26 protein-coding genes are annotated in these 26,576 nt (G+C 64.9%); 13 read left to right on the forward strand and 13 right to left on the reverse strand.

The features are described 5' to 3' along the window. Nucleotides 1–157 precede the first annotated feature (157 nt). The 9 genes from PO883_RS19070 (at nt 158) to PO883_RS19110 (ending at nt 10,225) form a co-directional block, all read left to right on the forward strand. Nucleotides 158–847, forward strand: coding sequence for a response regulator transcription factor (locus tag PO883_RS19070; protein WP_289311156.1), 690 nt, complete (start codon nt 158–160; stop codon nt 845–847). A 372-nt stretch (nt 848–1,219) separates the two neighbouring features. Continuing rightward, nucleotides 1,220–2,494, forward strand: a complete 1,275-nt coding sequence (gene hemA, locus PO883_RS19075; protein WP_289311157.1) for a glutamyl-tRNA reductase — start codon at nt 1,220–1,222, stop codon at nt 2,492–2,494. Nucleotides 2,495–2,565: 71 nt separating this feature from the next. Beyond that, complete coding sequence (prfA, locus tag PO883_RS19080) at nt 2,566–3,642, forward strand: peptide chain release factor 1 (protein ID WP_167084526.1); 1,077 nt, start codon at nt 2,566–2,568, stop codon at nt 3,640–3,642. Between the two features lie 94 nt (nt 3,643–3,736). After that, nucleotides 3,737–4,210 carry a disulfide bond formation protein B gene (locus tag PO883_RS19085; protein WP_167084528.1) on the forward strand — a complete coding sequence of 158 codons (474 nt, stop codon included), beginning with the start codon at nt 3,737–3,739 and terminating at the stop codon, nt 4,208–4,210. Then, on the forward strand, nt 4,210–5,055 hold the full coding sequence (prmC, locus tag PO883_RS19090; RefSeq protein ID WP_289311158.1) for a peptide chain release factor N(5)-glutamine methyltransferase: 846 nt from the start codon (nt 4,210–4,212) through the stop codon (nt 5,053–5,055). Before PO883_RS19085 ends, prmC begins: the two co-directional genes overlap by 1 nt. A gap of 47 nt (nt 5,056–5,102) precedes the next feature. Continuing rightward, nucleotides 5,103–6,878 carry a DUF885 family protein gene (locus PO883_RS19095; protein WP_289311159.1) on the forward strand — a complete coding sequence of 592 codons (1,776 nt, stop codon included), beginning with the start codon at nt 5,103–5,105 and terminating at the stop codon, nt 6,876–6,878. 177 nt (nt 6,879–7,055) lie between these two features. Beyond that, on the forward strand, nt 7,056–8,648 hold the full coding sequence (gshA, locus tag PO883_RS19100; protein ID WP_289311160.1) for a glutamate--cysteine ligase: 1,593 nt from the start codon (nt 7,056–7,058) through the stop codon (nt 8,646–8,648). 14 nt (nt 8,649–8,662) lie between these two features. Further along, on the forward strand, nt 8,663–9,706 hold the full coding sequence (locus tag PO883_RS19105) for a histone deacetylase family protein (protein WP_289311161.1): 1,044 nt from the start codon (nt 8,663–8,665) through the stop codon (nt 9,704–9,706). 57 nt (nt 9,707–9,763) lie between these two features. Beyond that, the gene (locus PO883_RS19110; protein ID WP_373890085.1) at nt 9,764–10,225 is read left to right on the forward strand and encodes a GNAT family N-acetyltransferase; all 462 of its coding nucleotides are present in this window, start codon (nt 9,764–9,766) and stop codon (nt 10,223–10,225) included. A 50-nt stretch (nt 10,226–10,275) separates the two neighbouring features. Here PO883_RS19110 and PO883_RS19115 read toward each other — a convergent pair whose 3' ends face one another. From PO883_RS19115 to PO883_RS19130, 4 genes are all read right to left on the reverse strand, one after another. After that, nucleotides 10,276–11,274: a hypothetical protein gene (locus PO883_RS19115; RefSeq protein ID WP_289311163.1), complete on the reverse strand. Its 999-nt coding sequence runs from the start codon at nt 11,272–11,274 to the stop codon at nt 10,276–10,278. A gap of 62 nt (nt 11,275–11,336) precedes the next feature. Further along, complete coding sequence (locus tag PO883_RS19120) at nt 11,337–12,410, reverse strand: PEP-CTERM sorting domain-containing protein (RefSeq protein ID WP_289311164.1); 1,074 nt, start codon at nt 12,408–12,410, stop codon at nt 11,337–11,339. Nucleotides 12,411–12,532: 122 nt separating this feature from the next. After that, nucleotides 12,533–12,982, reverse strand: coding sequence for an FKBP-type peptidyl-prolyl cis-trans isomerase (locus tag PO883_RS19125; protein ID WP_289311165.1), 450 nt, complete (start codon nt 12,980–12,982; stop codon nt 12,533–12,535). Nucleotides 12,983–13,091: 109 nt separating this feature from the next. Continuing rightward, entirely contained in the window at nt 13,092–14,972 is a 1,881-nt protein-coding gene (locus PO883_RS19130) for a potassium transporter Kup (protein ID WP_289311166.1), read from the reverse strand. 256 nt (nt 14,973–15,228) lie between these two features. On the opposite strand from PO883_RS19130, the gene rarD reads away from it, so the two are divergent. Continuing rightward, a complete protein-coding gene (gene rarD / locus PO883_RS19135) occupies nt 15,229–16,095 on the forward strand; it encodes an EamA family transporter RarD (protein ID WP_289311226.1) in 867 nt (288 codons plus the stop codon). A gap of 64 nt (nt 16,096–16,159) precedes the next feature. Here the strand turns inward: rarD and PO883_RS19140 are convergent, their stop codons facing one another. Continuing rightward, complete coding sequence (locus PO883_RS19140) at nt 16,160–16,933, reverse strand: choice-of-anchor L family PEP-CTERM protein (RefSeq protein ID WP_289311167.1); 774 nt, start codon at nt 16,931–16,933, stop codon at nt 16,160–16,162. 300 nt (nt 16,934–17,233) lie between these two features. Here PO883_RS19140 and ettA point away from each other — a divergent pair, with 300 nt between their 5' ends. Together ettA and PO883_RS19150 are read left to right on the forward strand one after the other, a co-directional pair. Beyond that, nucleotides 17,234–18,901 (forward strand): energy-dependent translational throttle protein EttA, encoded by a 1,668-nt coding sequence (ettA, locus tag PO883_RS19145; RefSeq protein WP_054265535.1) that lies wholly within the window; start codon nt 17,234–17,236, stop codon nt 18,899–18,901. 130 nt (nt 18,902–19,031) lie between these two features. Next, nucleotides 19,032–19,493 (forward strand): transposase, encoded by a 462-nt coding sequence (locus PO883_RS19150; protein ID WP_289311168.1) that lies wholly within the window; start codon nt 19,032–19,034, stop codon nt 19,491–19,493. 178 nt (nt 19,494–19,671) lie between these two features. Here PO883_RS19150 and PO883_RS19155 read toward each other — a convergent pair whose 3' ends face one another. Continuing rightward, on the reverse strand, nt 19,672–20,226 hold the full coding sequence (locus tag PO883_RS19155; RefSeq protein ID WP_289311169.1) for a porin family protein: 555 nt from the start codon (nt 20,224–20,226) through the stop codon (nt 19,672–19,674). A 203-nt stretch (nt 20,227–20,429) separates the two neighbouring features. Next, the gene (locus PO883_RS19160) at nt 20,430–21,023 is read right to left on the reverse strand and encodes an alpha-ketoglutarate-dependent dioxygenase AlkB (protein WP_289311170.1); all 594 of its coding nucleotides are present in this window, start codon (nt 21,021–21,023) and stop codon (nt 20,430–20,432) included. An 85-nt stretch (nt 21,024–21,108) separates the two neighbouring features. On the opposite strand from PO883_RS19160, the gene PO883_RS19165 reads away from it, so the two are divergent. Further along, nucleotides 21,109–21,660 (forward strand): molybdopterin-dependent oxidoreductase, encoded by a 552-nt coding sequence (locus tag PO883_RS19165; protein WP_289311171.1) that lies wholly within the window; start codon nt 21,109–21,111, stop codon nt 21,658–21,660. A gap of 18 nt (nt 21,661–21,678) precedes the next feature. On the opposite strand, the gene PO883_RS19170 is transcribed toward PO883_RS19165, so the two are convergent. The 6 genes from PO883_RS19170 to PO883_RS19195 all read right to left on the reverse strand — a co-directional run bounded on the left by PO883_RS19170 (nt 21,679) and on the right by PO883_RS19195 (nt 26,505). Beyond that, entirely contained in the window at nt 21,679–22,017 is a 339-nt protein-coding gene (locus tag PO883_RS19170; RefSeq protein ID WP_289311172.1) for a hypothetical protein, read from the reverse strand. Between the two features lie 222 nt (nt 22,018–22,239). Beyond that, complete coding sequence (locus PO883_RS19175) at nt 22,240–23,073, reverse strand: Rossmann-like and DUF2520 domain-containing protein (RefSeq protein WP_289311173.1); 834 nt, start codon at nt 23,071–23,073, stop codon at nt 22,240–22,242. Beyond that, nucleotides 23,074–23,652, reverse strand: coding sequence for a DUF924 family protein (locus PO883_RS19180; RefSeq protein WP_289311174.1), 579 nt, complete (start codon nt 23,650–23,652; stop codon nt 23,074–23,076). 9 nt (nt 23,653–23,661) lie between these two features. Further along, a complete protein-coding gene (locus tag PO883_RS19185) occupies nt 23,662–24,408 on the reverse strand; it encodes an MgtC/SapB family protein (RefSeq protein WP_289311175.1) in 747 nt (248 codons plus the stop codon). Between the two features lie 19 nt (nt 24,409–24,427). Further along, a complete protein-coding gene (locus tag PO883_RS19190; RefSeq protein WP_167084563.1) occupies nt 24,428–24,694 on the reverse strand; it encodes a hypothetical protein in 267 nt (88 codons plus the stop codon). Next, the gene (locus PO883_RS19195; RefSeq protein ID WP_289311176.1) at nt 24,694–26,505 is read right to left on the reverse strand and encodes an aminopeptidase P family protein; all 1,812 of its coding nucleotides are present in this window, start codon (nt 26,503–26,505) and stop codon (nt 24,694–24,696) included. Before PO883_RS19195 ends, PO883_RS19190 begins: the two co-directional genes overlap by 1 nt. Between the last annotated feature and the right edge of the window lie 71 nt (nt 26,506–26,576).

The raw sequence follows: 26,576 nt of genomic DNA on the forward strand, positions 1-26,576 counted from the left end.
ACGGGGGCATGGCACGTCAGATCAGTTCGTTGCCGGGTGTAAATTAATGTGTCCCAATTTAGTGGCGCTTTGTAAAAGTCTGTTATATTCAGAGTAACTATTCATCTGCACTGGTAGGACTCCACCTACAACACGTTTTTACGTTCGACACGCCACCATGAGAATTGCCGTCCTAGACAATGACCGCAGCCAGGCAGACCTGATATGTCAGGTCCTTACCTCCGCTGGACACGTCTGCCAGTCGTTTGACAGTGGGAAGGATTTGCTGGGACAGCTACGTAAAGACAGCGTCGACATGCTCATTCTCGACTGGCAGGTGGCCGACATGAGCGGCACCGAAGTGCTGCGCCGGGCCAAGGAAAAGCTGCCAGCCAGCACGCCGATGATGTTCCTCACCAGCAGCTCGGCCGAGGATGACATCGTGGCCGGCATCAGCGCCGGGGCCGACGATTACATGGTCAAGCCGCTGCGCCGCGGCGAACTGGTGGCGCGCGTGCAGGCGCTGCTGCGGCGCGCCTATCCGGCCCAGAACGGGGCCGAACAACTGCAGTTCGGACCGTATATTTTCGAGACCCGGCCGGGGCGCCTGCTCATGGACGGCACCGTGATCGAGGTCACGCACAAGGAATTTTACCTGGCACTGTTGTTTTTTCGGAATATCGGCCGGCCGCTGTCGCGCGCGTATATTCATGAAGCGGTGTGGATCCGGGAAACAGCGGTGCCCTCGCGCACCATGGATACCCATGTGTCGCGCGTAAGAAACAAATTGCAGTTGCGGCCGGAGAATGGCTTCCGGCTGGTGCCGGTGTACAGCTATGGGTACCGGCTGGAAAAACTGGGGGCGTGAAAAAATAGCCCTCAAGCGCGCGCCGGTGTATGTTGACAGCTGCTTGATTTTTGGGCACATGGTGCGATGATTTGATGGCTAGGAATGTCCTCTCCCAGCCACCCTTACTGGTGATGACACTAGGATTTAGGCCCCAGTTCCCTGGGGCCACCCCAATTCCCGACAAACCCGCCCTCCGGCGGGTTTGTTATTTTTAGACCAATATCGTCGCGAATAGTTCAGTTAGCGCCCTCATGAACACCCGGCAACAAGCCCCCGGGGTCCCGCTTCGGCGCCCGCCATCGTTGCCGCCCTGCACCAAAAAACCCTCCTTTCGGTAGGCCATTGACACATCACGGTATAATGACGGCATAAACCGTACCCTATAAAGCCATGCAACTGCTCGCCGTCGGCCTCAATCACACCACCGCACCGGTCTCGCTTCGCGAGCAGCTGGCGCTTGCGCCTGACCAGCTCGGCCAGGCGGTGCAGGCGGCGCGTGGCTGGTTTGCCCGCATCGATGCGCGTGGCGGCGACGAAGCGGCGATCCTCTCGACCTGCAACCGCACCGAGATGTACGCCGCCAGCGACATCGCCAATCCGCTCGACGCCAGCGCCCACTTCCTGGCCGATTACCACAAGCTCAACTTCGCCGAACTGCGCCCGCACCTGTACATGCTGCCGCACGATGCCGCCGTGCGCCATGCATTCCGGGTCGCGTCAGGGCTCGACTCCATGGTGCTGGGCGAACCGCAGATTCTCGGCCAGATGAAAGACGCGATGCGCCTGGCCGACGAAGCCGGCGGCCTGGGCACCTATCTGCACCAGCTGTTCCAGCGCAGCTTTTCGGTGGCCAAGGAAGTGCGCAGCACCACCGAAATCGGCGCCCACAGCGTATCGATGGCGGCCGCCGCGGTGCGCCTGTCGCAGCGCATCTTCGACAAGATCTCCGACCAGAACGTGCTGTTCATCGGCGCCGGCGAAATGATCGAGTTGTGCGCCACCCACTTCGCGGCCCAGAACCCGAAAAACATCACCATCGCCAACCGCACCATGGAGCGCGGCGAAACGCTGGCGCACCGCTTCAACGGCAAGGCGATCCGCCTGGCCGCGCTGCCCGAGCAGCTGGCGCAGTTCGATATCGTCATCTCGTGCACCGCCTCCTCGCTGCCGCTGATCGGCCTGGGCCTGGTCGAGCGCGCGATCAAGGCACGCCGCCACAAGCCCATGTTCATGGTCGACCTGGCCGTGCCGCGCGATATCGAGCCCGAAGTCGGCCGCCTCGACGACGTGTTCCTGTACACCGTCGACGACCTTGGCCAGGTGGTCCAGACCGGGTTGGAGAGCCGCCAGGCCGCCGTGGCCCAGGCCGAGGCCATCATCGAAACGCGCGTGCAGTCGTTCATGCACTGGATCGATGACCGCGCCATGGTGCCGGTGATCCAGGACCTGCAGGAAAACAGCGAAGCGATGCGCCTGTTCGAACTCGAACGCGCCAGGAAAATGCTGGCGCGCGGCGACGATGTCGAGGCCGTGCTCGACGCCCTGTCCAAGGGCCTGACCGCCAAGTTCCTGCACGGCCCGCAGCAGGCGCTGCACCGCGCCCAGGGCGACGAGCGCGCCCGCCTCGCGACCTTGCTGCCGCAATTGTTCCGCGGCCGCCGTTAGCGCCCCAGCCATCGCCGTGTGTGCCGCGCCGCAGCCGCGCGGCCGTTCTTTTTACCCTACCCGAGCACCCTATGAAACCATCGATGCTGGCCAAGCTGGATCAACTGGCCAACCGTCTTGTCGAACTTGACGAATTGCTCATGAGCGAAGGCGCGACCTCGAACATGGACGCCTACCGCAAGATGACGCGCGAGCACGCCGAAATCGGTCCGCTGGTGGCGCTGTTCAAGCAGTACCAGCAGGCCCAGAACGATATCGCCGAAGCGCAGGACATGCTGGCCGACCCGGACATGAAGGACTTCGCGCAGGAAGAAATCGAAGGCGCCAAGGGGCGCGTGGCGCAGCTCGAGCAGGACCTGCAAAAGATGCTGCTGCCGAAAGACGTCAACGACGAGCGCAACATCTTCCTCGAAATCCGCGCCGGCACCGGCGGCGACGAGTCGGCCCTGTTCGCGGGCGACCTGCTGCGCATGTACGTGCGCTTCGCCGAGCGCAATCGCTGGCAGGTCGAGACGGTATCGGAATCGGTCTCCGACCTGGGCGGCTACCGCGAAGTGATCGTGCGCCTGATCGGCAACGGCGCCTACTCCAAGCTCAAGTTCGAGTCGGGCGGCCACCGCGTGCAGCGCGTGCCGGCCACCGAAACCCAGGGCCGCATCCACACTTCCGCCTGCACCGTGGCGGTGATGCCGGAAGCGGACGAAGTCGAAGACGTCAACATCAACCCGGCCGACCTGCGCATCGATACCTACCGCGCCTCGGGCGCCGGCGGGCAGCACATCAACAAGACCGATTCGGCGGTGCGCATCACCCACCTGCCGACCGGGATCGTGGTCGAATGCCAGGACGACCGCAGCCAGCACAAGAACAAGGCGTCGGCGCTGAAGGTGCTGGCCGCGCGCATCAAGGACGTGCAGCTGCGCGAGCAGCAATCGAAGGAAGCGGCCACCCGCAAAAGCCTGATCGGCTCGGGCGACCGCAGCGAGCGGATTCGCACCTATAATTTCCCGCAGGGCCGCATGACCGACCACCGCATCAACCTGACCTTGTATAAACTCGACTTCATCATGGATGGAGAATTGACCGAACTGACCAACGCGCTGGCCGCCGAACACCAGGCCGAATTGCTGGCGGCGCTGGGCGATTAAGCAGTTGGTAAGCTGTCCGTTGTAGACTGCGCATGCGGCGTACCCACGCCGCATGTCAAGAGACGCCAATAAAAACACTTCTAGGACTTATCCGATGCCAAATAACCGCACGATCCTGATGTCACTCTCCGCCATCTGCTTCGCCCTGCTTGGCGCGGCGCTGTACCTGCAACACTACAAGAACATGCTGCCATGCCCGCTGTGCGTGATCCAGCGCTACGCCTTCTTCTTCTGTGGACTGATCTGCCTGGCGGCGGCATCGGCCAGGCAGTTCAAGCTGTGGAGCTTCTTCGGGCTGGCCGGTTCGCTGACCGGCCTGTTCTACGCCGGCAAGCAGCTGTGGGTGCTGGCCCATCCGGGCAGCTCGTGCGGCATCGATCCGCTGCAGACCATGCTCAATAAAGTCCCGACCGCGATTTACCTGCCATGGATCTTCGAGGCCGACGGCTTGTGCGAAGATGCGGTCGACACCCTGCTTGGCCTGACCATCCCGCAATGGTCGGCGCTGTGGCTGGCCATCATCAGCGCCTCGCTGCTGTTCGTACTGGCACGCCGCAGCAACCGCTGATGGCGCTGACGATCAGCGCCGGCACCCGGGTCGGCGCGCTGCAGGCACTGCTGCCGCTCGACCCGCTGGAAAACCGCATCCTGGCCTGCCATGCGCTGGGCATCACGCGCATCGGCCTGATCACCCAGTCCGAACGCGTGCTCACCGCACCCGAGGCGGCCACCTTGGGCGCGCTGGTCGAACGGCGCCTGCAAGGCGAGCCGATTGCCTACATCGTCGGCCGGCGCGAATTCTACGGCCTTGATTTTGCGGTCAGCGAGGCGGTGCTGATTCCCCGTCCCGACACGGAACTGCTGGTCGAACTGGCGCTCGAACGCCTGCCCGTGCGCGGCCGCATGCTCGACATGGGCACCGGCAGCGGCGCCATCGCGGTGGCCGTGGCCCACACCCGGCCCGATGCCGGCGTCACCGCGCTCGACGTCAGCGCCGCCGCGCTCGAGGTGGCGCGCGCCAATGCTGGCGCCAACCGCGCCGCCGTGCGCTTCGTGCACAGCGACTGGTTCGCCGCCATCGAGGGCGAATCGTTCGACCTGATCGTCTCCAATCCTCCCTACATCGCCGACGGCGACGTCCACCTGGGCCAGGGCGATTTGCGCTTCGAGCCGGTGGGCGCGCTGACCGACCATGCCGATGGCCTGTCGGCCCTGCGCACCATCGTGGCCGGCGCGCCGCGCCATCTGGCGCCGCAAGGCTGGCTGCTGATGGAGCACGGCTACGACCAGGCGGCCCAGGTGCGCGCCCTGCTGGCCGGCGGCGGCTACACCGGGGTCCAGAGCTGGCGCGACCTGAGCGGCATCGAAAGAGTCAGCGGTGGCAAGGCGGCAGGACAAGGGCACGCCGCCTGAATTCTGCCGTGCCGCGTGCGTACCAGCGCCTTTGCTAAAATGACCCGATGCGCAAACTGATCGCCATCTGTGTCCTGATGCTTGCCCCGCTGGCCGCCGCTGCCGGCCCCGCCGTCACGCCCGAGCGCCTCACGCCGGACCAGCAGGCGCGCGCCCTGTTCGACAGCGACTGGCAGTGGCGCCTGCAAAACCAGCCCGAATACGCCACCACCGTGGGCGACTACCGCTACGACGCCACCCTGAGCGACACCACCCTGGCCGCCAGCCGGGCCGCCAATGCGCACCAGCGCAAGATGCTCGAACAGGCCAGGCAGATCGAACGCGACAAACTCACCGCCCAGCAGCAGCTGTCCTACGACCTGTTCGTGTGGGAGAAGGAGCAGGCGGTCAAGGCGGCCGCGCTGTACCCGTTCCAGGCGCAGCCAATCAGTTCCTGGGCCGGCATCCACCTCACGCTGGCGCAACTGGCCGCGCAGATGCCGTTCGCCACCGAGACCGACTACCGCAACTACCTGGCGCGCCTGGACGCGGTGCCGGCTCACGTGTCCGGCCTGATCGAACAATTGCGCGAAGGGATGCGCACCGGCTGGGTCGCGCCGAAGGTGGCGGTGCGCGGCGTGCCGTCCATCCTCAGGCAACTGCGCGAGAACGCGGCCGAGGGCGCGCTGGGCCTGCCGTTCCGCCAGATCCCGGCCAGCATTGACAAGCCGGTGCGCGACGCCCTGGCGCTGGCCGGTCCGGCGGCGCTGCGCAACCGCGTGGCGCCGGCGCTGCAGGAGCTGGAAGAATTCCTCCGCAACGAGTATCTGCCGGCCGCGCGCGAGTCGATCGCGGCCAGCGCGCTGCCGTCCGGGCGCGATTACTACCTGCTGGCGGTGATGCGCCAGACCACCATCGAGATGGCCCCGGCCGACATCCACGCGCTCGGCCTGAAGGAAGTGGCGCGCCTGCGCACCGAGATGGCGGCGGCCATCGCGCGCACCGGTTTTGCCGGCAGCTTCGCCCAGTTCATCGTGTTCGCCAATACCGACCCGCGCCTGTTCTACACCAGTGCCGACCCGCTGCTGGCGCGCTACCGGCGCATCATCGCGCGCGCCGGCGCGGCCATGCCGAGGCTGTTCGCGGCCGTGCCCACGCAGGAAGTGCTGGTCAAGGCGGCCTCCGGAGCGGGTGCCGACAAACAGGGCGCGGCCTGGTACGAGGCCGGCAACGCCGAACGCCCGGCGGCCTTCGTGGTCAACACCGCGCTGCTGGAAACGCGCCCGATGTGGGAGATGGAAACGCTGGCCCTGCACGAAGCGCTGCCCGGCCACCACCTGCAGGTGGCGCGCGCCACCGACCTGGCCGACCTGCCGGCCTTTCGCCGCCATGGCTGGCACGCCGCCTACGGCGAAGGCTGGGCCCTGTATGCGGAGTCGCTCGGGCCGGAGCTGGGTTTTTTCAAGGAGGCGTTTTCGGCCTTCGGCCACCTCAACGCCGACATGTTCCGCGCGGTGCGGCTGGTGGTCGATACCGGCATCCACACCCAGGGCTGGACGCGCCAGCAGGCGATCGACTACATGAACGCCAACACCGCCAACGCGCCGTCCGACAACGAGCTGGAAGTGGACCGCTATATCGCCTGGCCGGGACAGGCGCTCGGCTACAAGATCGGACAGCTGAAAATCCGCGCCCTGCGCGACAAGGCGCAGGCGGCGCTGGGCGACAAATTCGATATCCGGCGCTTTCACAGCGTGGTGCTCGATAACGGACCACTCACCCTGGCGCTGCTCGAACAGCAGGTCGACGCATGGATCGCGGCGGCCAGAAAACCGGCGTCGTAGGCGCCTGATGCGCCCCCGCGCGTCGCCCCTGCATTGCATATAAAATAAGCCTTGTCGGAAAAATCACGTCCCATCCCAGCAGAATTGGCGCCGCAAACCGGCGCCTCAGGCGCGCTCGCCGGATTTCGGTTAATCTCGCAGCACTTACCTATTTGGCAGTACAAGAAAGGATTCACCGTGTCGAACCAACTGACCCGCCGCCTGGCCCTGCTCGACGATGATGAACACCGCGCCCTGCTGGGCCAGGGCCTGCGCGGCATCGAGCGCGAAACGCTGCGCGTGGACCGCGCCGGACGCCTGGCGCGCACCCCGCACCCGCAAGCGCTGGGCGCCGCACTGACCCACCCGCAGATCACCACCGACTACGCCGAAGCCCTGCTCGAATTCATCACGCCGGCGGAAAACGACATCGGCACCACCCTGCACAAGCTCGACGCCATCCACCGCTACGCCTACACCAAGCTGGGTGACGAAATGCTGTGGAGCGAATCGATGCCATGCGAGCTGCCCGACGAAGCCGACATCGACATTGCCTGGTACGGCACCTCGAACATCGGCATGCTGAAACACGTGTACCGGCGCGGCCTGGCGCTGCGCTACGGGAAAGCCATGCAGTGCATCGCCGGCATCCACTACAACTACTCGCTGCCCGAGCAGATGTTCCAGCTGTTTTCAAACGGCGAAGGCGTGCCCGCGGAACGGCGCTGCGCCGTGCGCGACTTCCAGTCCGAAAGCTACATCGCCCTGATCCGCAACTTCCGCCGCTACAGCTGGCTGCTGATGTACCTGTTCGGAGCCTCGCCGGCGCTGTCCACGGGCTTTTTGCGCGGCCGCGAACACCAGCTCGAAACCCTGTCTGGCGACACCCTGTACCTGCCGTATGCGACCAGCCTGCGCATGAGCGACCTCGGTTACCAGAACGATGCGCAATCGGGCCTGACGCCGCACGAGAACTCGCTGGAAAGCTACGTCACCACGCTGATGGACGCGGTGAACCGTCCGTACAAACCGTACGAGGCGCTCGGCACCAAGCGCGATGGCGAGTGGATCCAGCTGTCGACCAACGTGCTGCAGATCGAGAACGAATACTATTCGACGATCCGGCCGAAACGCGTGATCCGCACCGGCGAGCGCCCGGTGCAGGCGCTATGCCAGCGCGGCGTGCAGTACATCGAAGTGCGCTGCCTGGACGTCGATCCGTTCGAGGCGATCGGCATCAGCGTCGAAACGGGGCGCTTCATGGATGCCTTCCTGCTGTTCTGCGCCCTCGACGACAGCCCCTTGATCAACCAGATGGAAAGCCAGGTCCACGCCCGCAATTTCGCGCGCACCGTCAAGGAAGGACGCCGCCCCGGCCTGACCCTGACGCGCCATGGCGACGAGATTGCGCTGAAGGACTGGGCCAATGAACTGATCGAGCGCATCGCCCCGGTCGCGGCGCTGCTCGACAGCCAGCACAACGAAGATGGCGTGCATGCGGCCTCGCTGGCCGCGCAGCGCGCCAAGATCGCCAATCCGGCGCTCACGCCATCGGCGCGCGTGCTCGATGAAGTGCGCGCCCTCGGGTCCTCGGCCGCCTTCGGCCTGCGCCAGAGCGAGCTGCATGCGGCGGCATTCCGCGACAGCCCGCTGATGCCGGCCGAAGCGGCGCTGTTCGACGAGATGGCGGCCGCCTCGCTGGCCGAGCAGCTCATCATCGAGCAGACCCGGAGCGGCAGCTTCGACGCCTTTGTCGCCGCCTACAACAGCAGCACATTGTGTGGCGACTGAGACGGTGACCGAACGTGCTGACCTTCTATAACGAGCACCATGCCCAGCACCGCGGGCGCTACGAAATGTTCCGTGGCGCGCTGGTGCCGTGCTTCGAAAAACCGGAGCGGGTCGACATGGTGCTGGCCGAATTCGAGCGGCGCGGCCTGGGCAAGGTGGTCACGCCGCACGGCGTGTCGCTGGTCTCGCTGGAACGCATCCACACGCCGCGCTACCTGCATTTCTTGCGCAACGCCTGGAGCGAGTGGGTCGCGCTCGACGAAGCCAACGCCGACAAGGATGCGTTTCCGTCGGTGTGGCCGATTCGCGGCATGCGCACCGATATCGAGCCCGATAACTTTGCCGCGCGCATGGGCCTGTATTCGATGGACAGCGGCACCCCGCTCACCGCCGGCACCTGGATCGCGGCCAAGACCGGGGCCGACTGCGCGGTCAACGCCGCCCATGCGCTGCGCCTGGGCGAACGCGGCACCTTCGCGCTGACCCGCCCTCCAGGCCACCACGCGGGCGCCGATTTTTTCGGCGGCTACTGCTTCCTGAACAATGCCGCGCTGGCGGCCCAGCACCTGCTCGACGACGGCGCCAGGAAAGTCGCGATCCTCGATATCGACTACCACCACGGCAACGGTACCCAGAGCATTTTTTATGGCCGCAACGATGTGCTGTTCATCTCGATCCACGCCGATCCGCGCGCCGAGTACCCGTTCTACCTGGGGCACGCCAGCGAGACCGGCGACGCCGAGGGCAAGGGCTACAACATGAACCTGCCGCTGGCGGCCGGATCGACGCCGGCGCAGTGGTTCCTGGCGCTGGAATCGGCCTGCGTCAAGCTGGCCAGCTTCGCGCCGGATGCGCTGGTGGTGTCGCTCGGCGTCGATACCTTCGCGGGCGATCCGCTGTCGTCCTTCGCGCTGCACAGCGGCGATTTTTTGCGCATCGGCGAACGCATCGCGCGTACCGGCCTGCCGACCGCATTCGTGTTCGAGGGCGGCTATGCGGTGAACGAGATCGGCATCAATGTGGTGAATGTGCTCGAAGGTTTTGAAACCGCTAACTAGAACGATGAAAGAGACTCCATGACCCAACACCCGCAGGCCGCACCGGATGCAGCCTTGATGAAAGCGCCCGTCGTTTGGGAATGGCGCCACTTCGACGCGCTGTCCGGCGCCGATCTGTACGCGGTGATGGCCAGCCGCCAGGATGTGTTCATCCTCGAACAAACCTGCCTGTATCCGGACCTCGATGGCTACGACCAGCACGCGTACCACCTGCTCGGCTGGCACACGGTCGACGGCGCGCGCGTGCTGGCGGCGTATCTGCGCTGCCTCGCCCCCGGCGTGAAGTACGATGAGATGTCGCTCGGGCGCGTGCTCACCACCAAGGGCGCGCGCGGCGGCGGCAGCGGACGCGCACTGCTGGCCGAAGGCATCGCCTGCGCCGAGCGCCAGCATCCGGGCCAGCGTATCCGCATCGGCGCCCAGCAGCACCTGGAAGCGTTCTACGCCAGCTTCGGCTTTGCGACAGTGGGCGCGCCCTACGATGAAGACGGCATCATGCACATCGACATGCTGCGCTGAGGCGCGCGCGGCGCCAGCCGGCCATGCCCCAGGCCGGCCATCGGCATGGCTCAGGCGCCCGGTTCGGGCACCGGCGCCGGTTGCAGCAGCAAGCCACCGCAACCCTCGCTGTCGTGGCAGCCGTAGGCGGCGATCTGGCCCAGGTCGTTGATGCCGACGGCGCTGTACACGGTCCAGCCGAGCGCCGGGTCGATCAGGGTGTTCAGGTCGCTCATGCGGCCGTTGGCGTAGATAAACGCAAAGAAAGGCACTTGCAGCGCCCCGCCCAGGTTGCCCACCACCTCGCCCCGGTTGTTGAGCCCGGTGCCCCAGGCCGCCAGGCCATACATGCTTCCCAGCACTTGCGTCATGCCATGGGTGTACAGGTAGGCGGCCTCGGGTCCATGCCAGTCGGTCCCGGTGATCTGGCCACGCTGGTTGACAGCGTTGGCGCTGCTGATGCCCGAGGATGAATAGTTAAGGGCGCGCATGACACCCTTTTCGTAGATGAACGCCGTCTGCGGCGGATGGACGTCGCCCTGCCCCAGCGCGCTGCCGACCACGCGCCCGGCGTTGTTGATGCCCGTAGCCCAGATGCTGGCGCCACCGAGATTGCCGATGTCGCGCAGTTGTCCGCCTTCCCGTACAAAAGCGCCCCAGCCAGTGCCGGGCGCATGAAAATCGCCCGCCACCTGGCCCAGGTCGTTGATCGCCGTGCCGCGCGACACCTTGCCGCCGCCGACGGTGCCGAGGTCGGTCATCACGCCCTTGCTGTAGATAAATGCGTGTTCTTCGCCATTGGCCGTGAGCGCGCCGCCGGTCACCTCGCCGAAGCGGTTGAGCGCGGTGCCGGTACTGCTGGCGCCACCCAGGGTGCCGAGGTCGGTGCCGCCGCCGGGCGACCACAGGTAGGCGTGGTCGTGGCGGGTGCCGACGATCTGGCCGGCATTGTTGATGCCGGCCGGACTCATGGCGTCAGGCAAGACGGTCAGGGTGTAGACCGGTATGGCGGCGCTGGCGGAGGCCGATAGCAGCAGCGCGAGTGCAAAGGCAGGAAGGGAAGTCGGCATGGCGGATTCCTCGACAGTGGACAAGCTGCCATCGTGCGCGCCACGGCGCCGCGCACCCTGTGTTATGTCATGCGCCCGGTGCGCAAGCGGCACCAGCCGAGCACGCCCAATCCGGCCAGCAACATGGCCCAGGTGGCCGCTTCGGGTGCCGGCCCCGGTTGCAGCAGCAGGCCGCCGCACTCGCTACCGCCGTTGCGGCAACCGTAGGCGGCGATCTGGCCGCGGTCGTTGATGCCGGTGGCGTTGAGCACGGTGTAGCCGAGCGCCGGATCGATCAGGGTATTGATGTCGATCAGCCCGGCGCCCTCGTACAAAAAGGCGAGCGAGCCGGCGTCGCCAGGACTGTCGGAGCGGCCCACCACCTGGCCGCCCAGGTTGACCGCATTGGCGTAGCTGCGCCGCCCGCCCAGGGTGCCCAGGTCGGTCATCTTGCCCTTGGCGTACACGAAGGCATGCTCGCTACCCTGCACCCAGGCATTGCCGACCACGGTACCGGCATCGTTGATGCCGGCGGCGGCGCTGTAGCTGCCGCCCAGGGTGCCGAGGTCGCTCATCTTGCCGTTCGCGTACAGAAAGGCATGCGCCAGGTATGGCGAGCTCTGGTCCAGCGCCGCCACACCGACCACCTGGCCGCCGTTGTTGATGCCGGCCGCGTAGGCGAAGCCGCCGCCCAGGGTGCCGAGGTCGGTGCTGGCCGCGCCGCTGTACAGGAAAGCCCGGTAGGCCGGCGTGCCGGTCTGGTACTGCCCGGCCACCAGTCCGGCATCGTTGATGGCGGCGCCGAGGCTGTCGGTGCTGGCGGGAATGGCCAGTGCGGCCAGCTTGCCGCCGGCGTAGCGAAAGGCGCGCGCTTCCCCGCCCGGCAGGCTGGCGTGGCCGGTGGCCTGGCCGTGCTGGTTGATGGCCGCCGCCGAGCTGTCGGGGCCGCCGAAGGTGCCGATCGCGGCCAGGGTGCCGCCCGACCAGACGAAGCCGCGCCGGCCGCCCTCGCTGGCATGGTCGCCGACGATCTGGCCGGCATTATTGATGCCGAGGGGATTGGTATTGGGAGGCAGCGGCGTGAGCGCATAGCGCGACGCGGCAACGCTGGCAAGCGGCGCCAGCGCGAAGGCAAACAGGAAGGCAGGGGCAAACATGGCGTGATCCTTTCAGGCTCTGAAAGGATCAAGCATCGGCCGACTTTGCGCGCTTTATTTGAGGCGCATCAGTCGCGCGCCGATGCGCTCAGCACCGGCGCGGCGCACGCCACACTGCACACTTACTTGACGCCGACCAGTTCGATGTCGAACACCAGGCCGGCGTTGCCTGGAATGGTGCCCTTGCCGTTCGGACCGTACGCCAGGGACGATGGAATCGACAGGGTGCGCTTACCGCCCACTTTCATGCCCGGGATGCCCTGGACCCAGCCTTCGATCAAGCTGCCCGTGGCCAGGGCAAACTCCACCGGCGCCTTGGAAGTCTCGAAGTTCGCGCCTTTATTGTCGGGCTTGCTCGAATCGTAGAGGTAGCCACTGTAGTTCACGGTGACTTTCTTGCCGACCGCGGCTTCGGCGCCGGTGCCGACCACCGTATCCTTGCTGACCAGGGTGGCTGGATTGGTGACGACCGTGATCGGCGGCACCTGGACCGGGCTGTCATCGGAACTGCCGCAAGCGGTCAGGGCAAGGGTGGCAACGAAGGCGGCGGTCAGGGTAAGCTTGAGTTTCATGGAATCCTTGTAGCGGTGACGGAAAAAGTTGCCAAAGTTTAGCAGTAGTTGCCCGTCACCGCAGCATTCGTCTCGCATCAAAAGTGTGGCGTTTATGTATTGAGTTGTCTCAGATTTCGACCTGGGTACCCAGTTCGATCACCCGGTTGGGAGGAATCTGATAGTAGTCGGCGGCGCCGCGGGCATTGCGCGACATGGTCACGAACAGGTGCTCGCGCCATGGCGTCATGCCGCCGCCCGGCGCCGAAATGACGGTCTGGCGCGCGATGAAGAAGGAGGTTTCCATCATCTCGAACGGCAAGCCGAGCTCGGCGCACTGGAGCAGCACCTTGGGGATGTCCGGTTCATCCTTGAAGCCGTAGTACACATTGATCTGGAAGCAATTGTGTCCCAGGTCGGTGACCTTGGCCTGCTCGGCCGCCGGCACCCACGGTTCTTCCATCATGTGCACGGTGAGGAATACCACGCGCTCGTGCAGCACCTTGTTGTGCGACAGGTTGTGCAGCAGCGCGTGCGGCACGCCGTCGCTTTCGCCGCGCAGGAAAATCGCGGTGCCGTACACGCGGGTGGGCGGCGCCACGAACAGCGACTGCAGGAACTCGTCGAGCGGAATGGCGTGCGATTGCAGGTTCTCGAACACCAGCTGGCGGCCGCGCTTCCAGGTCATCATGCCGGTAAACAGGATCGCGCCCAGCAGCAGCGGGAACCAGCCGCCATGGAACAGTTTCAAGGTGCTCGACGAGAACAGCATGATGTCCATGATGATGAAAAAGCCGGTCGCGCCGAAGCACAGCGCCAGCGGCAAGTGCCAGCGGTAGCGCGTGACGAAGAAGGTCAGCACGGTGGTGCACAGCATGGTGGCGGTGACCGCGATGCCGTAGGCGCCGGCCATGTCGTCGGAGGACTGGAAAATCAGCACGCCGATCAGCACCACCACCAGTTGCAGCCAGTTCACGGCCGGGATGTAGATCTGGCCGATTTCGCTTTCCGAGGTGTGCAGCACGCGCATGCGCGGCATCAGGCCGAGCGCGATGGCTTGCTTGGTCATCGAGAAGGTGCCGGAAATGGTCGCTTGCGAGGCGATCACGGCGGCCATGGTCGAGAGCAGCACCAGCGGGTAAATGCTCCAGCTGCCGAGCTGGTTGTAGAAGGGGTTGCTCACGTGCTCGGGATGCATGATCAGCAGCGCGCCCTGGCCCATGTAGTTCAGCGCCAGCGCCGGAAAGGCGATCAGGAACCAGGCCGCGCGGATCGGCTTCTTGCCGAAGTGGCCCATGTCGGCGTACAGCGCCTCGGCGCCTGTCAGCGACAGCACCACCGCGCCCAGCGCGATGAAGGCGGTGTACTTGTTTTCCAGCATGAAGCGGAAAGCGTGCAGCGGATTGAGGGCGGCCAGGATCTGGGGCGCCTCGATGATATTGACCACGCCCATGGCCGCCAGGGCGGCGAACCAGAGCACCATGACCGGCCCGAACCAGCGCCCGATGCCGGCCGTGCCGCGCCGCTGCACCGAATACAGGCACACCAGCACGATGGTGGTAATGAGCAGCACCACCCAGTTGGGAATCCCGGGAATGGCGACCTCAAGGCCTTCGATCGCGCCGAGCACCGAAATGGCGGGGGTAATCACGCTGTCGCCATAGAACATGGTAGCGCCGAACACGCCCAGCACCATCAGCGGGAAATACCATTTGGACGCCTTGGTCACCGAGTTCAGCGCCAGCGCCATCAGCGCCATGATGCCGCCCTCGCCGCGGTTGTCGGCACGCAGGATCAGCGCGACATACTTGAGCGAGACGATCAGGGTCAGCCCCCAGAAGATCAGGGAAATGATGCCAAGGATATTCGGGGTGTTCAGGACCAGGCCATGGTCCTCGTGGAACACGGCTTTGAGGGTATACAAGGGACTGGTACCGATATCGCCGTAGACGATACCAATGGCGGCCAGGGTCAGGGCCGCCAGGCTGCTCTTCTTGTGTTGCGCTGTCAAGATTGCACCGTATTCTTGTTTTGGTGCATTGCACAATAGAAGATGATCAGGCAAAAAGCAAGGACAATTCGTTGCATCATTCATACCCCCGGTTACCGCAAGAATTTCTCTTGCTTTGGAGATGAGATGATAAACGAGCCCGGCGCCGGCGCGCGTTCGCGATGGCAAAAAGGTATCGGCGGCGAATCGGCGCTGGCCGGCAAGCTTCCTTTATCTGCGAGATAATGTTGATCCAATGAATCTCTGATTGTCACTCATGCGTACCGGCATCCTGTCCGCCGCCCTGGCCTTCCTGTGCTGGGGCCTGTTTCCCTTGTATTTCCATGCCCTCAAGGAAGTGCCGCCGGCCCAGATCATGGGCCACCGCGTGCTGTGGTCGCTGATGTTCCTGCTGATCGTACTGAGCTTCCGCCAGCAGTGGAAATGGGTGGGGGCGCTGCGCCAGCAACCGCGCGTGGTGGCCAGCTTCGCCCTGAGCGCGCTGCTGCTCAGTTTTAACTGGCTGCTGTACATCTGGGCCGTCAACAGCGGCCATGTGATCGAAGCGAGCCTGGGCTACTTCATCAATCCCCTGTTCAATGTGATGCTGGGCTACCTGGTGCTCAAGGAAAGGCTGCGCATCGGCCAGTGGACGGCGATCGCGCTGGCCGCCTGCGGCGTGCTGTGGCTGACCTGGCAGGCCGGGCGCATGCCCTGGATCGCGCTGCTGCTGGCGGCCTCCTTCGGCGCTTACGGCTTGCTGCGCAAGACCGCCTCGCTGGGCGCGCTGGAAGGCTTGTCGTTCGAAACCATGCTGCTGTTCCCGTTCGCGCTGGGCTTCGTGATCTGGCTGACCATGAGCGGCGACAACGCGTTCTTGAACAGCCCCTCGAACAGCACCCGCTGGCTGCTGGTCGCCTCCGGGCCGATCACCGCCATTCCGCTGCTGCTGTTTGCCAGCGGCGCGCGCAAGATTCCCCTGTCGGTGCTGGGATTGCTGCAATACATCGGGCCGACCATCCAGCTCAGTCTGGGCATCTATCTGTTCCACGAAGCCTTCACCCAGGAGCGCATGATCGGCTTTGCGATCATCTGGGGCGCGCTGGCCTTGTATGCGGCCGAGGGATTGCTCAAGCGCAAATAAGCAGGCGCCGAGCGGACAAAAAAATAGCGGCCCAGGGCCGCTATTTTTCATTCCAGCATCGTGCTTACGCTGCTTTTTTGCGCTTGGCGACAGCCAGGCCGGCCAGGCCCAGGCCCAGCAGCGCCAGGCTGCCTGGTTCAGGCACGCCGACCGGATCGGCGGCGAAGGTGCCGCCCTGGATGAAGACGCCCGAATCGAGGTTGGCATCACCGCGGTCCTGGATCAGGAATTCGAAGGTGTTCACGCCAACCAGGCCGAACGCCTTGGCGGTCAGGACCGTGGTCAAGCCATCGTAGCCGGTGTCGACGGTCTGGTTGGCATTGTCGCGGTAGTAAGCGGAATTGAATTTGTTGTTCACGTTATTGATCGACACGACGCCGTTCGCGCCCGGGACCAGGGCAATGTTCACGCCGTTGAGCTTGAGTTCGAACAGATCGTTGAACTCGGTGCCGACGAATTCGTTGTATTCCTCGGAAGCGAAGACATAGTTGAAGAACACATTGCCGGTGGTGCTGGTGAAATTGAATTTCAGCGAGGTGGTGGTGCCGTCGCCCGAGCAGCTCTCGCCGTTATTGCCGCCGACCGCGCAAGCGGTGCGGCCGGTGGTCAGCAGCACGCCCTGGCCGAAACCGATGTTGCCGCCGTCGGTGAAGGTGCCGCTGGCGGCCGAGGTGGCGCTGGCCAGGCTGGCGTTGGTGATGCTCACGCCGGTGCCGCCCAGGGCATTGGCCAGGGTCGTTGCGTTGGTGGTGTTCGTTACAACCAGTGCATGTGCCGAGCTGGTGGCCAAAATGAGAGCTGCGGCCGACATCACGCTGCGGATCAAAGGAAATGTCATCGTTGGGGTCTTTTCAGGTGAGAGTTGGAAATTTGTTGTTATCAGAGCGTACTGCCCGATAATTAAGCAATTTCCATACCTGAAATAAAAGATGCACAAAATCAATGACTTGAAGAAACATTGCATCGAAGCCTATGTGCAAGTGTAAAAGAATCCGACACCTGCAAGCAAGAATACTTGCAGCATGCATAAATTGGACGGCGATCCCGCGCACGCCTTGCGGGCCGGCGCAGGAAAGGACCAATCCGGGTGCGACTTATTGTATCCTGTTGACCTTCCGTCCCCATTTCAAGAAACTCAATGGCCAATTACGTCTATACCATGAATCGCGTGGGCAAAATCGTCCCGCCCAAACGCCAGATCCTCAAGGATATTTCCCTGTCGTTCTTCCCCGGCGCCAAGATCGGCGTGCTGGGCCTGAACGGCTCCGGCAAGTCGACCTTGCTGAAAATCATGGCGGGCATCGATACCGACATCCAGGGCGAAGCCGTGCCGATGCCGGGCCTGAACATCGGCTACCTGCCGCAGGAACCGGTGCTCGATCCCGAGCAGACGGTGCGCCAGGTGGTCGAATCGGGCCTGGGCGAAGTGTTCGAGGCGCAAGGCAAGCTGGAAGCGGTGTACGCGGCGTATGCCGACGAAGATGCCGACTTCGACGCGCTGGCGACCGAACAGGCGCGCCTGGAAGCGATCATCTCGACCTCCGACGGCGGCAACCTGAACCTGCAGCTGGAAATGGCCGCCGATGCGCTGCGCCTGCCGCCGTGGGACGCCAAGATCGGCATCCTGTCGGGTGGTGAAAAGCGCCGCGTGGCGCTGTGCCGCCTGCTGCTGTCGAAACCCGACATGCTGCTGCTCGACGAACCAACCAATCACCTCGATGCCGAATCGGTCGACTGGCTCGAACAATTCCTGCTGCGCTTCCCGGGCACCGTGGTCGGCATCACCCACGATCGCTACTTCCTCGACAACGCCGCCGAGTGGATTCTCGAACTCGACCGCGGCCACGGGATTCCGTGGAAAGGCAACTACAGCTCGTGGCTGGAGCAAAAGAGCAACCGCCTCAAGCAGGAAGAAGCGACCGAGTCCTCGCGCCAGAAAACCATCGCCAAGGAACTCGAATGGGTGCGCCAGAATCCGAAAGGCCGCCAGGCCAAGAGCAAGGCCCGCCTGGCGCGCTTTAACGAGCTGTCCGAGCACGAATACCAGAAGCGCAACGAGACGTCCGAGATCTTCATTCCCGTGGCCGAGCGCCTGGGCAATGACGTGATCGAATTCAAGAACGTCTCGAAGTCCTTCGGCGACCGCATGCTGATCGAGAACCTCTCGTTCATCGTGCCGCCGGGCGCCATCGTCGGCATCATCGGCCCCAACGGCGCCGGCAAGTCGACCCTGTTCAAGATGATCACCGGCAAAGAGCAGCCCGACAGCGGCGAAGTGGCCATCGGCCAGACCGCGCGCGTGTCCATCGTCGACCAGAACCGTGACGACCTGGCCAATACCAAGACCGTGTTCGACGACGTGGCCGGCGGCGCCGACACGCTCACCGTGGGCCGTTTCGACATGCCGTCGCGCGCCTACCTGGGCCGCTTCAACTTCAAGGGCTCGGATCAGCAAAAGATCGTCGGCAACCTGTCGGGCGGGGAACGCGGCCGTCTGCACCTGGCCAAGACCCTGCTGCAAGGCGGCAACGTCCTGCTGCTCGATGAACCGTCCAACGATCTGGATGTGGAAACCCTGCGCGCGCTGGAAGATGCCTTGCTGGAATTTGCCGGCAGCGTCATGGTCATTTCCCACGATCGCTGGTTCCTGGACCGCATCGCGACCCACATCCTGGCGTTCGAAGGCAACTCGCAAGTCACTTTCTTCGACGGTAACTATCAGGAATATGAAGCCGACAAGAAGAAGCGCCTGGGCGAAGAAGGCGCCAAGCCGAAGCGGATCCGCTACAAGCCGCTGACGGTGTAACACCTGTCCCATCGCGCGCCAGCACGGCGCGCGATGGCGCAAGGCCTTTTTGCAGCACAGAGCGTTTCAGAAGTCCCTCACGTTTGCGCTAATCGACCATCAAGCACGCCGAGCCCGGCACACTGGACAGATGAATGACTATCGCGCCAACCGGGTCGCCGGGCACAGTTACTTCTTCACGGTCCGCCTGTCCGAGCGCGGCAGCACTTTACTGACCGACCATATCGCCGCCTTCGGCGAGGCCATTCGCCAGGCGCGCAGCCGCAAGCCGTTTCATGTCGATGCCTGGGTTGCCCTGCCCGACCATGCGCACGCCATCTGGACCTTGCCGCCCGGCGACGAGGATTGCGCCGCGCGCTGGCGCGCCGTCAAGATTGCGTTTTCCAAATCCCTGAGCAAATCGCGCGCGACGCGCGGCACCGAGATCATCTGGGAACCGCACTACCAGCAGCATCCGGTCGCGGCCGGCGAGTATGCCGGCCTGGTCGACTATATCCACCACAATCCCTTGCGCCACGGCCTGTGCGGCGCGCCGCAAGAGTGGCAATGGTCATCGCTGCACCGCTTCATCGCGGCCGGGATGGTGACGTAGTGAGGGGTGACATCCGGCCCGCGCTCCGGTCTGTAAACAGACAAAGCGCCTCCCGATGGATACAGCAAGCGGAGGGGGCGCTTGCTGCACACACTGGAAGGCGCCGTGCCTGTTCCGGTCTGCCCTTCTGTCAGGAGCGGCCCAGGCTGTGCGTCAGGCGCACCAGCCGGGCGCTGGATCAGAAGCTGTAACGAGCACCGACGGTGATGGCGTCTGCCTTGGCACCGAAGTCCTTGCTCTTGCCGTAGCGCTCGTATTCCAGCGTCAGGGCGACCTGCTTGCTCAGGTTGTACTGGCCACCAATGCCGGCATACACGCCTGTCTTGCTTTCCTTGTAGCTCATGTCAGGCGAACTGCCGTCCACCTTGGTGTAACCGGCGCCGAGCTTGCCGTAGACCGAAAACATCTCGTTGACGGGCATGGTGGCCTTGCCGGCGATGTAGGCGCGCTTGCCGTCGACACTGCCGCTGCGGGTGGCATTGCCGATCTTATAGTTGTAATCGGCCGTGGTCAGGTCGGTGTAACCGGCTTCCACGCCCCACATCGGGGTGATATCGAGGCCGCCGAAGACTTTCAGCGATGGCTTGTAGCCGTCGCCATCGTCGCTGCCGCCAAGTTTGAAGCTGTGATCGGACGATGCGACGCCCACACCAACGTAAGGGACCGGGCGTTGCGCCTGGGCAGCGGTCATCGCGGTGACGCCAGCGATCAATGCAAAAATGAGCTTTTTCATGCGGAATCCTTTGTGTAAAACAGTCTGTTCCGCAATTCCCAATGAATTGCGAGGTAACCAAGATAGCATTACCGAATCGGCGCATGAAGTGGCATTCCGTAAGACTTGTAAGGAGATGTAACGCATGAAAACGCGTCGCACTGAAATAACTGACTATTCGTTCATCTATATGTATTTTGTAATTATGCGCATTTAAGCGTAAATTAAAAGATGAAGCGGAAAGTTAGGTTCACGCGCGGGCCGATGGGGCGCGTCGACTTGTTAATTCCGTGCAGCCAGTGCTTTTGTGTATTGCCCGACATCACTAGTAAAGTACCGTCTTTTAAGACTAGCTTAAGTCTCTGTTTCGTCTGTTTGTGGCGCAGGATGAAGGTTCTTTCGGCTCCGAAACTGAGCGAGGCGATGACTGGCTGTGGGCCGAGCTCGGCTTCGTCATCGCTGTGCATGCCCATGCTGTCGCGTTCGTTGCGATAGAAATTGAGCAGCACGCTGTTGAAGCGCTGGCCGCAGGCGGCCTCGACAGCGTGTTTCAGGGCCAGCTGCAGCGGCGTGAAGGGCAGCGGTTCCAGGCGCAGGCCGGAATAGGCATAGGCCGCCTCGCCATGCCAGGCGGTCAGGCGCGGCTGGAGATGCTGCTTGCCCCACAGGGTGAGCGATTCGGCGCGCCAGTCGGTCTCGGCGATCAGGCGGGCCAGCACCTCGGCGTTACTTAAGTGAAAAGGCAGCTGCGGCAGCACCGCGAGCGTGCCATCGTCGAGCGGAAAAGGGCTTAACTGGTTTTGCTGAAACAGGTCCATGAGGGGCGGGATGGCGATATGATGGCAGGATGACACGCCAGACGAGGTATTCTCGCATGAACAAACGCCATTTCCTGGCGCCGCCGTGAGCGTGGCCACCCTTCCCGCCCTCGCTTCGGCGGCGCCGGCCAGGCTGACGCCGGGACCGGCCCTGCTGACCCTCACCGGCGAGCTGGCGCACAGCAACCGCGGCCCGTTCGACCCGGTGCGCGACCAGATGATGCGCAAGCAAAAGATCAGCTTCGACAAGGCCTTCAGCCTCGACTTCGGCGCGCTGCTGGCGCTGCCGGCGGTTGGCATCCGCCCCACCCTGGAATACGACGGCAAGCCGCATGCGCTGCGCGGCCCGCTGCTGCTCGATGTGGTGGCGGCAAGCGGCACCCGCCTGCGCGACGATGGCAAGCTGCTGCTGCGCGCCGTGGACGGCTATGCGGTCGCGCTGCCGGTGGCGCAGGCGCGCGCGCAGCGCTTCATCGTCGCCACCCATCTCGACGGCAAGCCGATGGCGCTGGGCGGACTGGGACCCTTGTGGGCCGTGTACGATGCGGATGCATTCCCGGAGATGGCCGCCAGGCCGGTGGCGGAACGCTTCGGCGCCTGCCCGTGGGCCCTGTATCACATCGAGGTCACGGGATAAGGCGACGGCGGCGATGGCTCAGGAATAGGCTTCGGCCAGCGACATCACGCGCGGCGCGACGGTGATGCCGACGTTGCCGAACAGGCTATCGATGGCTTTCAGATTGGCCTCGCACTCTTCGGTTTTCCAGCCCTTGAAGATGTCGGTGCCATCTTTTTGAAAGTGCAGGTCGAGTACCTTGCCGCGATCCTTGTGGGTGTAGGCCTCGCTATGGGTATTCTGGAAGCCCAGCTCGGCGAGGCCGGCGAGGATCGAATTCGGTGGATTGTCGGGGTCGGTTGCGAGAAAGACGCCGAAGGTCTTGCCGGGGGGCTTGGCGGCGATATCGACTTCATAAATGCCGGGCGCCTTTGTCACAGACGTACTTTTCAAAAATAGCATGCTGGTCTCCCTGGTCGACGTAAGCAGCGGCATGAAGAACCCTGCCGTTTTGGCAAGTCTCCCGCAAGATCACCGTAACGGTCTAGCTTATTGCGATTTTTTGCGTTTGTCGATGCATGGTTGCATCTTTTCGCATTAATGCATCAGCCGCGTTGCATAAGCCGCGGCCCTGGTTTCTTAACCGGGGTCTGACCCCGGTTAAGAAACTTTGCGCGTTTTGCGCCGCGCCAGGACCTGCGTGGGCGCCACCAGCGCCGCGTACAAGGCCCCGGTCGGCCCGTCCCACGCGCCCAGCGCCGCCTGCTGGCGTGCCACTGTCTCCATGTCGCCGCGCGCAATCGGCCCGCTCAGCGCCGCCGCCGCGCCCAGGCGGAACACATTGGCCATGCTTTCCGACGCCAGCGGCTGCGCCATGGCGCGCGCCACCGGCTCGGGCACGCCCGCCGCCTGGTAGGCGCGCAGCGCGGCGTCGAGCACCGTCACCAGGTAATTCGAGGCGAACACCGAAGCGGCGTGATACACCGTCTTGGCTGCGGCGTCGATGGCCACCGGCTGCGCGCCAATCGCCGCCAGCGCCGGCGTGAGCACGGCCAGCGCGCCGGCGTTGCCCTCGGTCCCGCAAAAGGTGCCGTCGAAGCCGCGCGCCACCAGCGCCGGATCGGCAAAGCTGCGGATCGGATGCACGGATGCCGCCAGCGCCCCGGCGGCGGTGGCCGCCGCCAGCTCCGCCGACGACTTGGCGCCGCTGCAGTGAAACACGATGGCGCCGGTGAGCGCCTGCGCACCCGCCAGTTGCGCGCACACGGCGCCGATCTGGTCGTCGCCGACGGCCAGCATCCACACATCGGCCGGCCGCATGGATGCCAGGTCGGCCACGGCGCGCCCGGCGCCGATAAAACCGACGGCGTCAAGCGCACTGGCGTGCGAGCGCGTCAGCACGTCCTGCACGGCGAAGCTGCCGCGCGCGCCGAACAGGCGCCCCAGCACCCGTCCCACATGGCCGGCGCCGATGATGTTGAGCGTGCGCGCCACCTAGAAGCCCGACCCCGGCTGCTTGAGATAATCGATTTCGTCAAGCGTCGAGGCACGTCCCAGGATCGCATTCCGGTGCGGGAAGCGGCCGAAACGCGCGATCACGCCGCGATGGCGGTGCGCGTAATCGAGCGCACCCTCGAACGCCCCGCCGTACTGCGCCAGGCCGGCCAACAGCTCGACCGCGCGCTCCTGCATGCGCGCGTCCTCGGCGTGCTCGAACGGCATGTAGACGAACCAGCGCTGCAAGGGGGTCAGCGTTTGATCGACGCCGCTGTCGACCAGGCGCAGCGCCGCCGCCAGCGCCAGCGCGTCGCCGGAAAACGAGGCCGGCTGGCCGCGCCAGGCGTTGCGCGTGAGCTGGTCGAGCAGCACGATGCGCGCCAGCGCGCCTTGCGCTCCTTCGTCGTCCCAATCGCGCAGGCCGCCGGCGACCGCGTGTTCGAGCAGGGGACCGAAACGCTCGGCCACCTCGGCGTCGAAGGCGTCGCTCTTGCGGAACCAGACGTCGCGCGCCTTGCCGTGGTCCGGATGGTGCGCCGGGAGGAACCAGAAATCGAGTATGTCTTGTGCCGTCATGAGCACTCCTTAATTACGGGCGTGGGAGATTTGAAAACTGTCGATCCCGTCGAACTGCGCCAGTTCGGCCGCCAGTTCGGACAGCGGCGCGCCGCTTTTCTTGGACAGCGCCAGCGCCACGAAGCGCCATTCCTGCATGCTGTTCTCGCTGCCGATGGTGAGCGAGCCGCCGGCGATCGCATAGCCGCGTTCGAGCGCGATGCGGCGCAGCGCATCTTCGCGCGGCACGAAGTCGTGCTTGAAGCGCATCATCACCGCCACCGCATGGCGCGAGGGCAGCCAGGCTTCGACCTTGGACAGGTAGATCATGATCATCGCCGAAAAAAAGGCCAGCCCCATCGCCGCCAGGTAAAACCCGACGCCGACCAGGATGCCGATCACCGACGAGGTCCAGATCGAGGCGGCGGTGGTCAGGCCGCTGATGTTGAAGCCTTCGCGCATGATGACGCCCGCGCCCAAAAAGCCGATGCCGGTGACGATGCCCTGGATCACGCGCGTGGGGTCGACCGCGGCCAGCAGCGAGGAGCCATGGCCGCCGAACCAGAAACCGGGATAGCCGCCGACGATGGTCAGCGCGGCCGAGGCCATGCACACCAGGCCATAGGTGCGCATGCCGGCGGCGCGCCCGTGGTACGAGCGCTCGTAGCCGACCAGCAGCCCGAGTATCAGGGCCCCCAGCAGATTAAGCAGAATCAGGCCGTTGGTGGCGATTTCGGGTTGCGACCAGTAGGCCGAGAGCAGATCCTTGGTGGGCATGCGGTTTCCTTGGTCGGATCTAGGATGCTGGCTTTTTCTTCACCAGCTGCTTTTCAAAGGCGACATCGAGCTTGCTGACACGCCGCGCCACTTGCGGTCCGAGCTTGTTGACAAAGGCGACGAAGTCGTCGAGGTCGAGCGGGGCGCACAGGGGCGGCTCGCCCGGCGCTTCCGACAGGAAGAACAGGCCTTCGCCGGTGCGGGCCATCGAGTAGCCGGGATTTCCGCTGCGGGCCTTGAGGCGGTCGACGGCGGCGCTGGCCCGGGTTGAACGTGCGGTCGACATCAGATCTCCTGTGTGCGTTGGTCAAGCCAGGCGGCGGCCGCGCCGCTCACATGCGGCGCCAGGCGCGCGCGCACGGTGGCATGGTAGTCGTTGATCCAGGCGATTTCGTCGGCGCGCAGCAGCGGCAGGTGCAGGCAGCGCGTGTCGATCGGGCACAGGGTCAAGGTCTCGAAGCGCAGCCAGTCGCCAAATTCGGTGGCATCAAGCGCCACGTTCAGCACCAGGTTCTCGATCCGGATGCCCCAGCGGCCGGGCCGGTAGATGCCCGGTTCGACGGATGTGATCATGCCCTCTTCCATGGCGGTGTGCGGCTCCGGCATGCTGCTTGCGGAAATCGACTGCGGTCCCTCGTGCACGTTCAGGAAGAAGCCGACGCCGTGGCCGGTGCCGTGGCCGTAATCGATGCCGGCCGCCCAGATCGGAGCGCGCGCCAGCGCATCGAGCATCGGCGAGCGGGTGCCGCGCGGGAAGCGCGCCGACGACAGTGCGATCACGCCCTTGAGCACCAGCGTGAAGTCGCTGCGCTGCGCTTCGCTGGTGGCGCCCACCGGCACCACGCGCGTGATGTCGGTGGTGCCGCCCAGGTACTGGCCGCCTGAGTCGATCAGCAGCAGGCCGTCGCCTTCGATGACGGCGTGCGCGGCGTCGCTGGCGCGGTAGTGGATGACGGCGCCGTTGGCGTTGAAGCCGGCGATGGTGCCGAAACTGGGGCTGACAAAGCCGGGCCGGCGCGCGCGCGCAGCCGTGATGTGGCGGTCGATGGCCACTTCGGTGAGCGGGGCGCGCGCCGGGTTGGCCAGTTCGGCCTCCAGCCAGGCGAAGAATTCGCACAGGGCCGCGCCGTCCTGCTCCATGGTGGCGCGCACGTGGGCGGCCTCGAAGGCGGACTTTCTCGACTTGGCGAACGTGCTCGGGTTGATCGCTTCGATCACCTTCACAGCGGGCGCGATGGCCTCGCGCATGCCGGCCGTGATGCGGCGCGGATCGATCAGCAGCGCGGCATCGACGGGCAGCGCGGCCAGCGCGCCGGCGGCGTCGGCATAGGGAGCAAGGGTCACGCCGTCAAGCAGCAGGCGTGCGCGCAGTTCGGCCGCGACCTTGGCTTCGGCCACGAACAGGGTCGCGCCATCGGGCGCCACCAGCGCATGCGCCAGGAACACCGGGTTGTAGCTCATGTCGGCGCCGCGCAGGTTGAACAGCCAGGCGATATCGTCGAGGGTGGAAATGAAGTGGTGCCCGGCGCCCAGTTTGGCCATGGCGGCGCGGGTGGCGGCCAGCTTGCCGGCGCGGCTGGTCGACGCGAACGGCGCGGCGTGCTCGAATACCGGGGCCGGTGGCAGCGCCGGGCGCTCGCTCCAGACCGCGTCGAGCAGGTCGATATCGGTGCGCAGATTGACGCCGCGCGCTTTCAAGGCATCCGCCAGCAGGCGCGCCGTGGACAGGCCGAGCACGCGCGCATCCACCGCCACCGTCTGGCCCGGGGCCAGGTTGGCTGCCAGCCAGTCGATGTGCAGCAGGCTGGCGCCGGACGGGATTTTCATCAGCTGCACGCTGCTGCCGGCCAGTTCGGTCGCGGCCTGGGTCCAGTAGCGGGCATCGGTCCAGCAGCCGGCAAAGTCACTGGTGGCGATGAAGGTGCCGACCGAGCCGGTGAAACCGGTCAGCCATTCGCGCCCCTGCCAGCGGCCAGGCAGGTATTCGGACAGGTGCGGATCGGATGACGGGATGATGCAGGCGTCGACCTGCGCGCGCAGCATGGCGGCGCGCAGCTGCGCGAGGCGCTGGTCGCGCGCGGTGGTGGTGGTGGGCATGGGCAGCGTTGAATCGGGTGATGTCATTGTGTCTTATGATACCTCTATCGCGCCCGGCCAGGGCGCCGGGC

It is taken from the genome of Massilia sp. DJPM01 (assembly GCF_030348125.1).
Classification (GTDB): domain Bacteria; phylum Pseudomonadota; class Gammaproteobacteria; order Burkholderiales; family Burkholderiaceae_D; genus Telluria_A; species Telluria_A frigida.

Bases quoted from the DNA above. Each gene is read 5' to 3' on its own strand.
- PO883_RS19070 (WP_289311156.1), top strand. From the start codon at position 158: ATGAGAATTGCCGTCCTAGACAATGACCGCAGCCAGGCAGACCTGATA.
- hemA (WP_289311157.1), top strand. From the start codon at position 1,220: ATGCAACTGCTCGCCGTCGGCCTCAATCACACCACCGCACCGGTCTCG.
- prfA (WP_167084526.1), top strand. From the start codon at position 2,566: ATGAAACCATCGATGCTGGCCAAGCTGGATCAACTGGCCAACCGTCTT.
- PO883_RS19085 (WP_167084528.1), top strand. From the start codon at position 3,737: ATGCCAAATAACCGCACGATCCTGATGTCACTCTCCGCCATCTGCTTC.
- prmC (WP_289311158.1), top strand. From the start codon at position 4,210: ATGGCGCTGACGATCAGCGCCGGCACCCGGGTCGGCGCGCTGCAGGCA.
- PO883_RS19095 (WP_289311159.1), top strand. From the start codon at position 5,103: ATGCGCAAACTGATCGCCATCTGTGTCCTGATGCTTGCCCCGCTGGCC.
- PO883_RS19110 (WP_373890085.1), top strand. From the start codon at position 9,764: ATGAAAGCGCCCGTCGTTTGGGAATGGCGCCACTTCGACGCGCTGTCC.
- PO883_RS19115 (WP_289311163.1), bottom strand. From the start codon at position 11,274: ATGCCGACTTCCCTTCCTGCCTTTGCACTCGCGCTGCTGCTATCGGCC.
- PO883_RS19120 (WP_289311164.1), bottom strand. From the start codon at position 12,410: ATGTTTGCCCCTGCCTTCCTGTTTGCCTTCGCGCTGGCGCCGCTTGCC.
- PO883_RS19125 (WP_289311165.1), bottom strand. From the start codon at position 12,982: ATGAAACTCAAGCTTACCCTGACCGCCGCCTTCGTTGCCACCCTTGCC.
- rarD (WP_289311226.1), top strand. From the start codon at position 15,229: ATGCGTACCGGCATCCTGTCCGCCGCCCTGGCCTTCCTGTGCTGGGGC.
- PO883_RS19140 (WP_289311167.1), bottom strand. From the start codon at position 16,933: ATGACATTTCCTTTGATCCGCAGCGTGATGTCGGCCGCAGCTCTCATT.
- ettA (WP_054265535.1), top strand. From the start codon at position 17,234: ATGGCCAATTACGTCTATACCATGAATCGCGTGGGCAAAATCGTCCCG.
- PO883_RS19150 (WP_289311168.1), top strand. From the start codon at position 19,032: ATGAATGACTATCGCGCCAACCGGGTCGCCGGGCACAGTTACTTCTTC.
- PO883_RS19155 (WP_289311169.1), bottom strand. From the start codon at position 20,226: ATGAAAAAGCTCATTTTTGCATTGATCGCTGGCGTCACCGCGATGACC.
- PO883_RS19160 (WP_289311170.1), bottom strand. From the start codon at position 21,023: ATGGACCTGTTTCAGCAAAACCAGTTAAGCCCTTTTCCGCTCGACGAT.
- PO883_RS19180 (WP_289311174.1), bottom strand. From the start codon at position 23,652: ATGACGGCACAAGACATACTCGATTTCTGGTTCCTCCCGGCGCACCAT.
- PO883_RS19185 (WP_289311175.1), bottom strand. From the start codon at position 24,408: ATGCCCACCAAGGATCTGCTCTCGGCCTACTGGTCGCAACCCGAAATC.
- PO883_RS19190 (WP_167084563.1), bottom strand. From the start codon at position 24,694: ATGTCGACCGCACGTTCAACCCGGGCCAGCGCCGCCGTCGACCGCCTC.
- PO883_RS19195 (WP_289311176.1), bottom strand. From the start codon at position 26,505: ATGCCCACCACCACCACCGCGCGCGACCAGCGCCTCGCGCAGCTGCGC.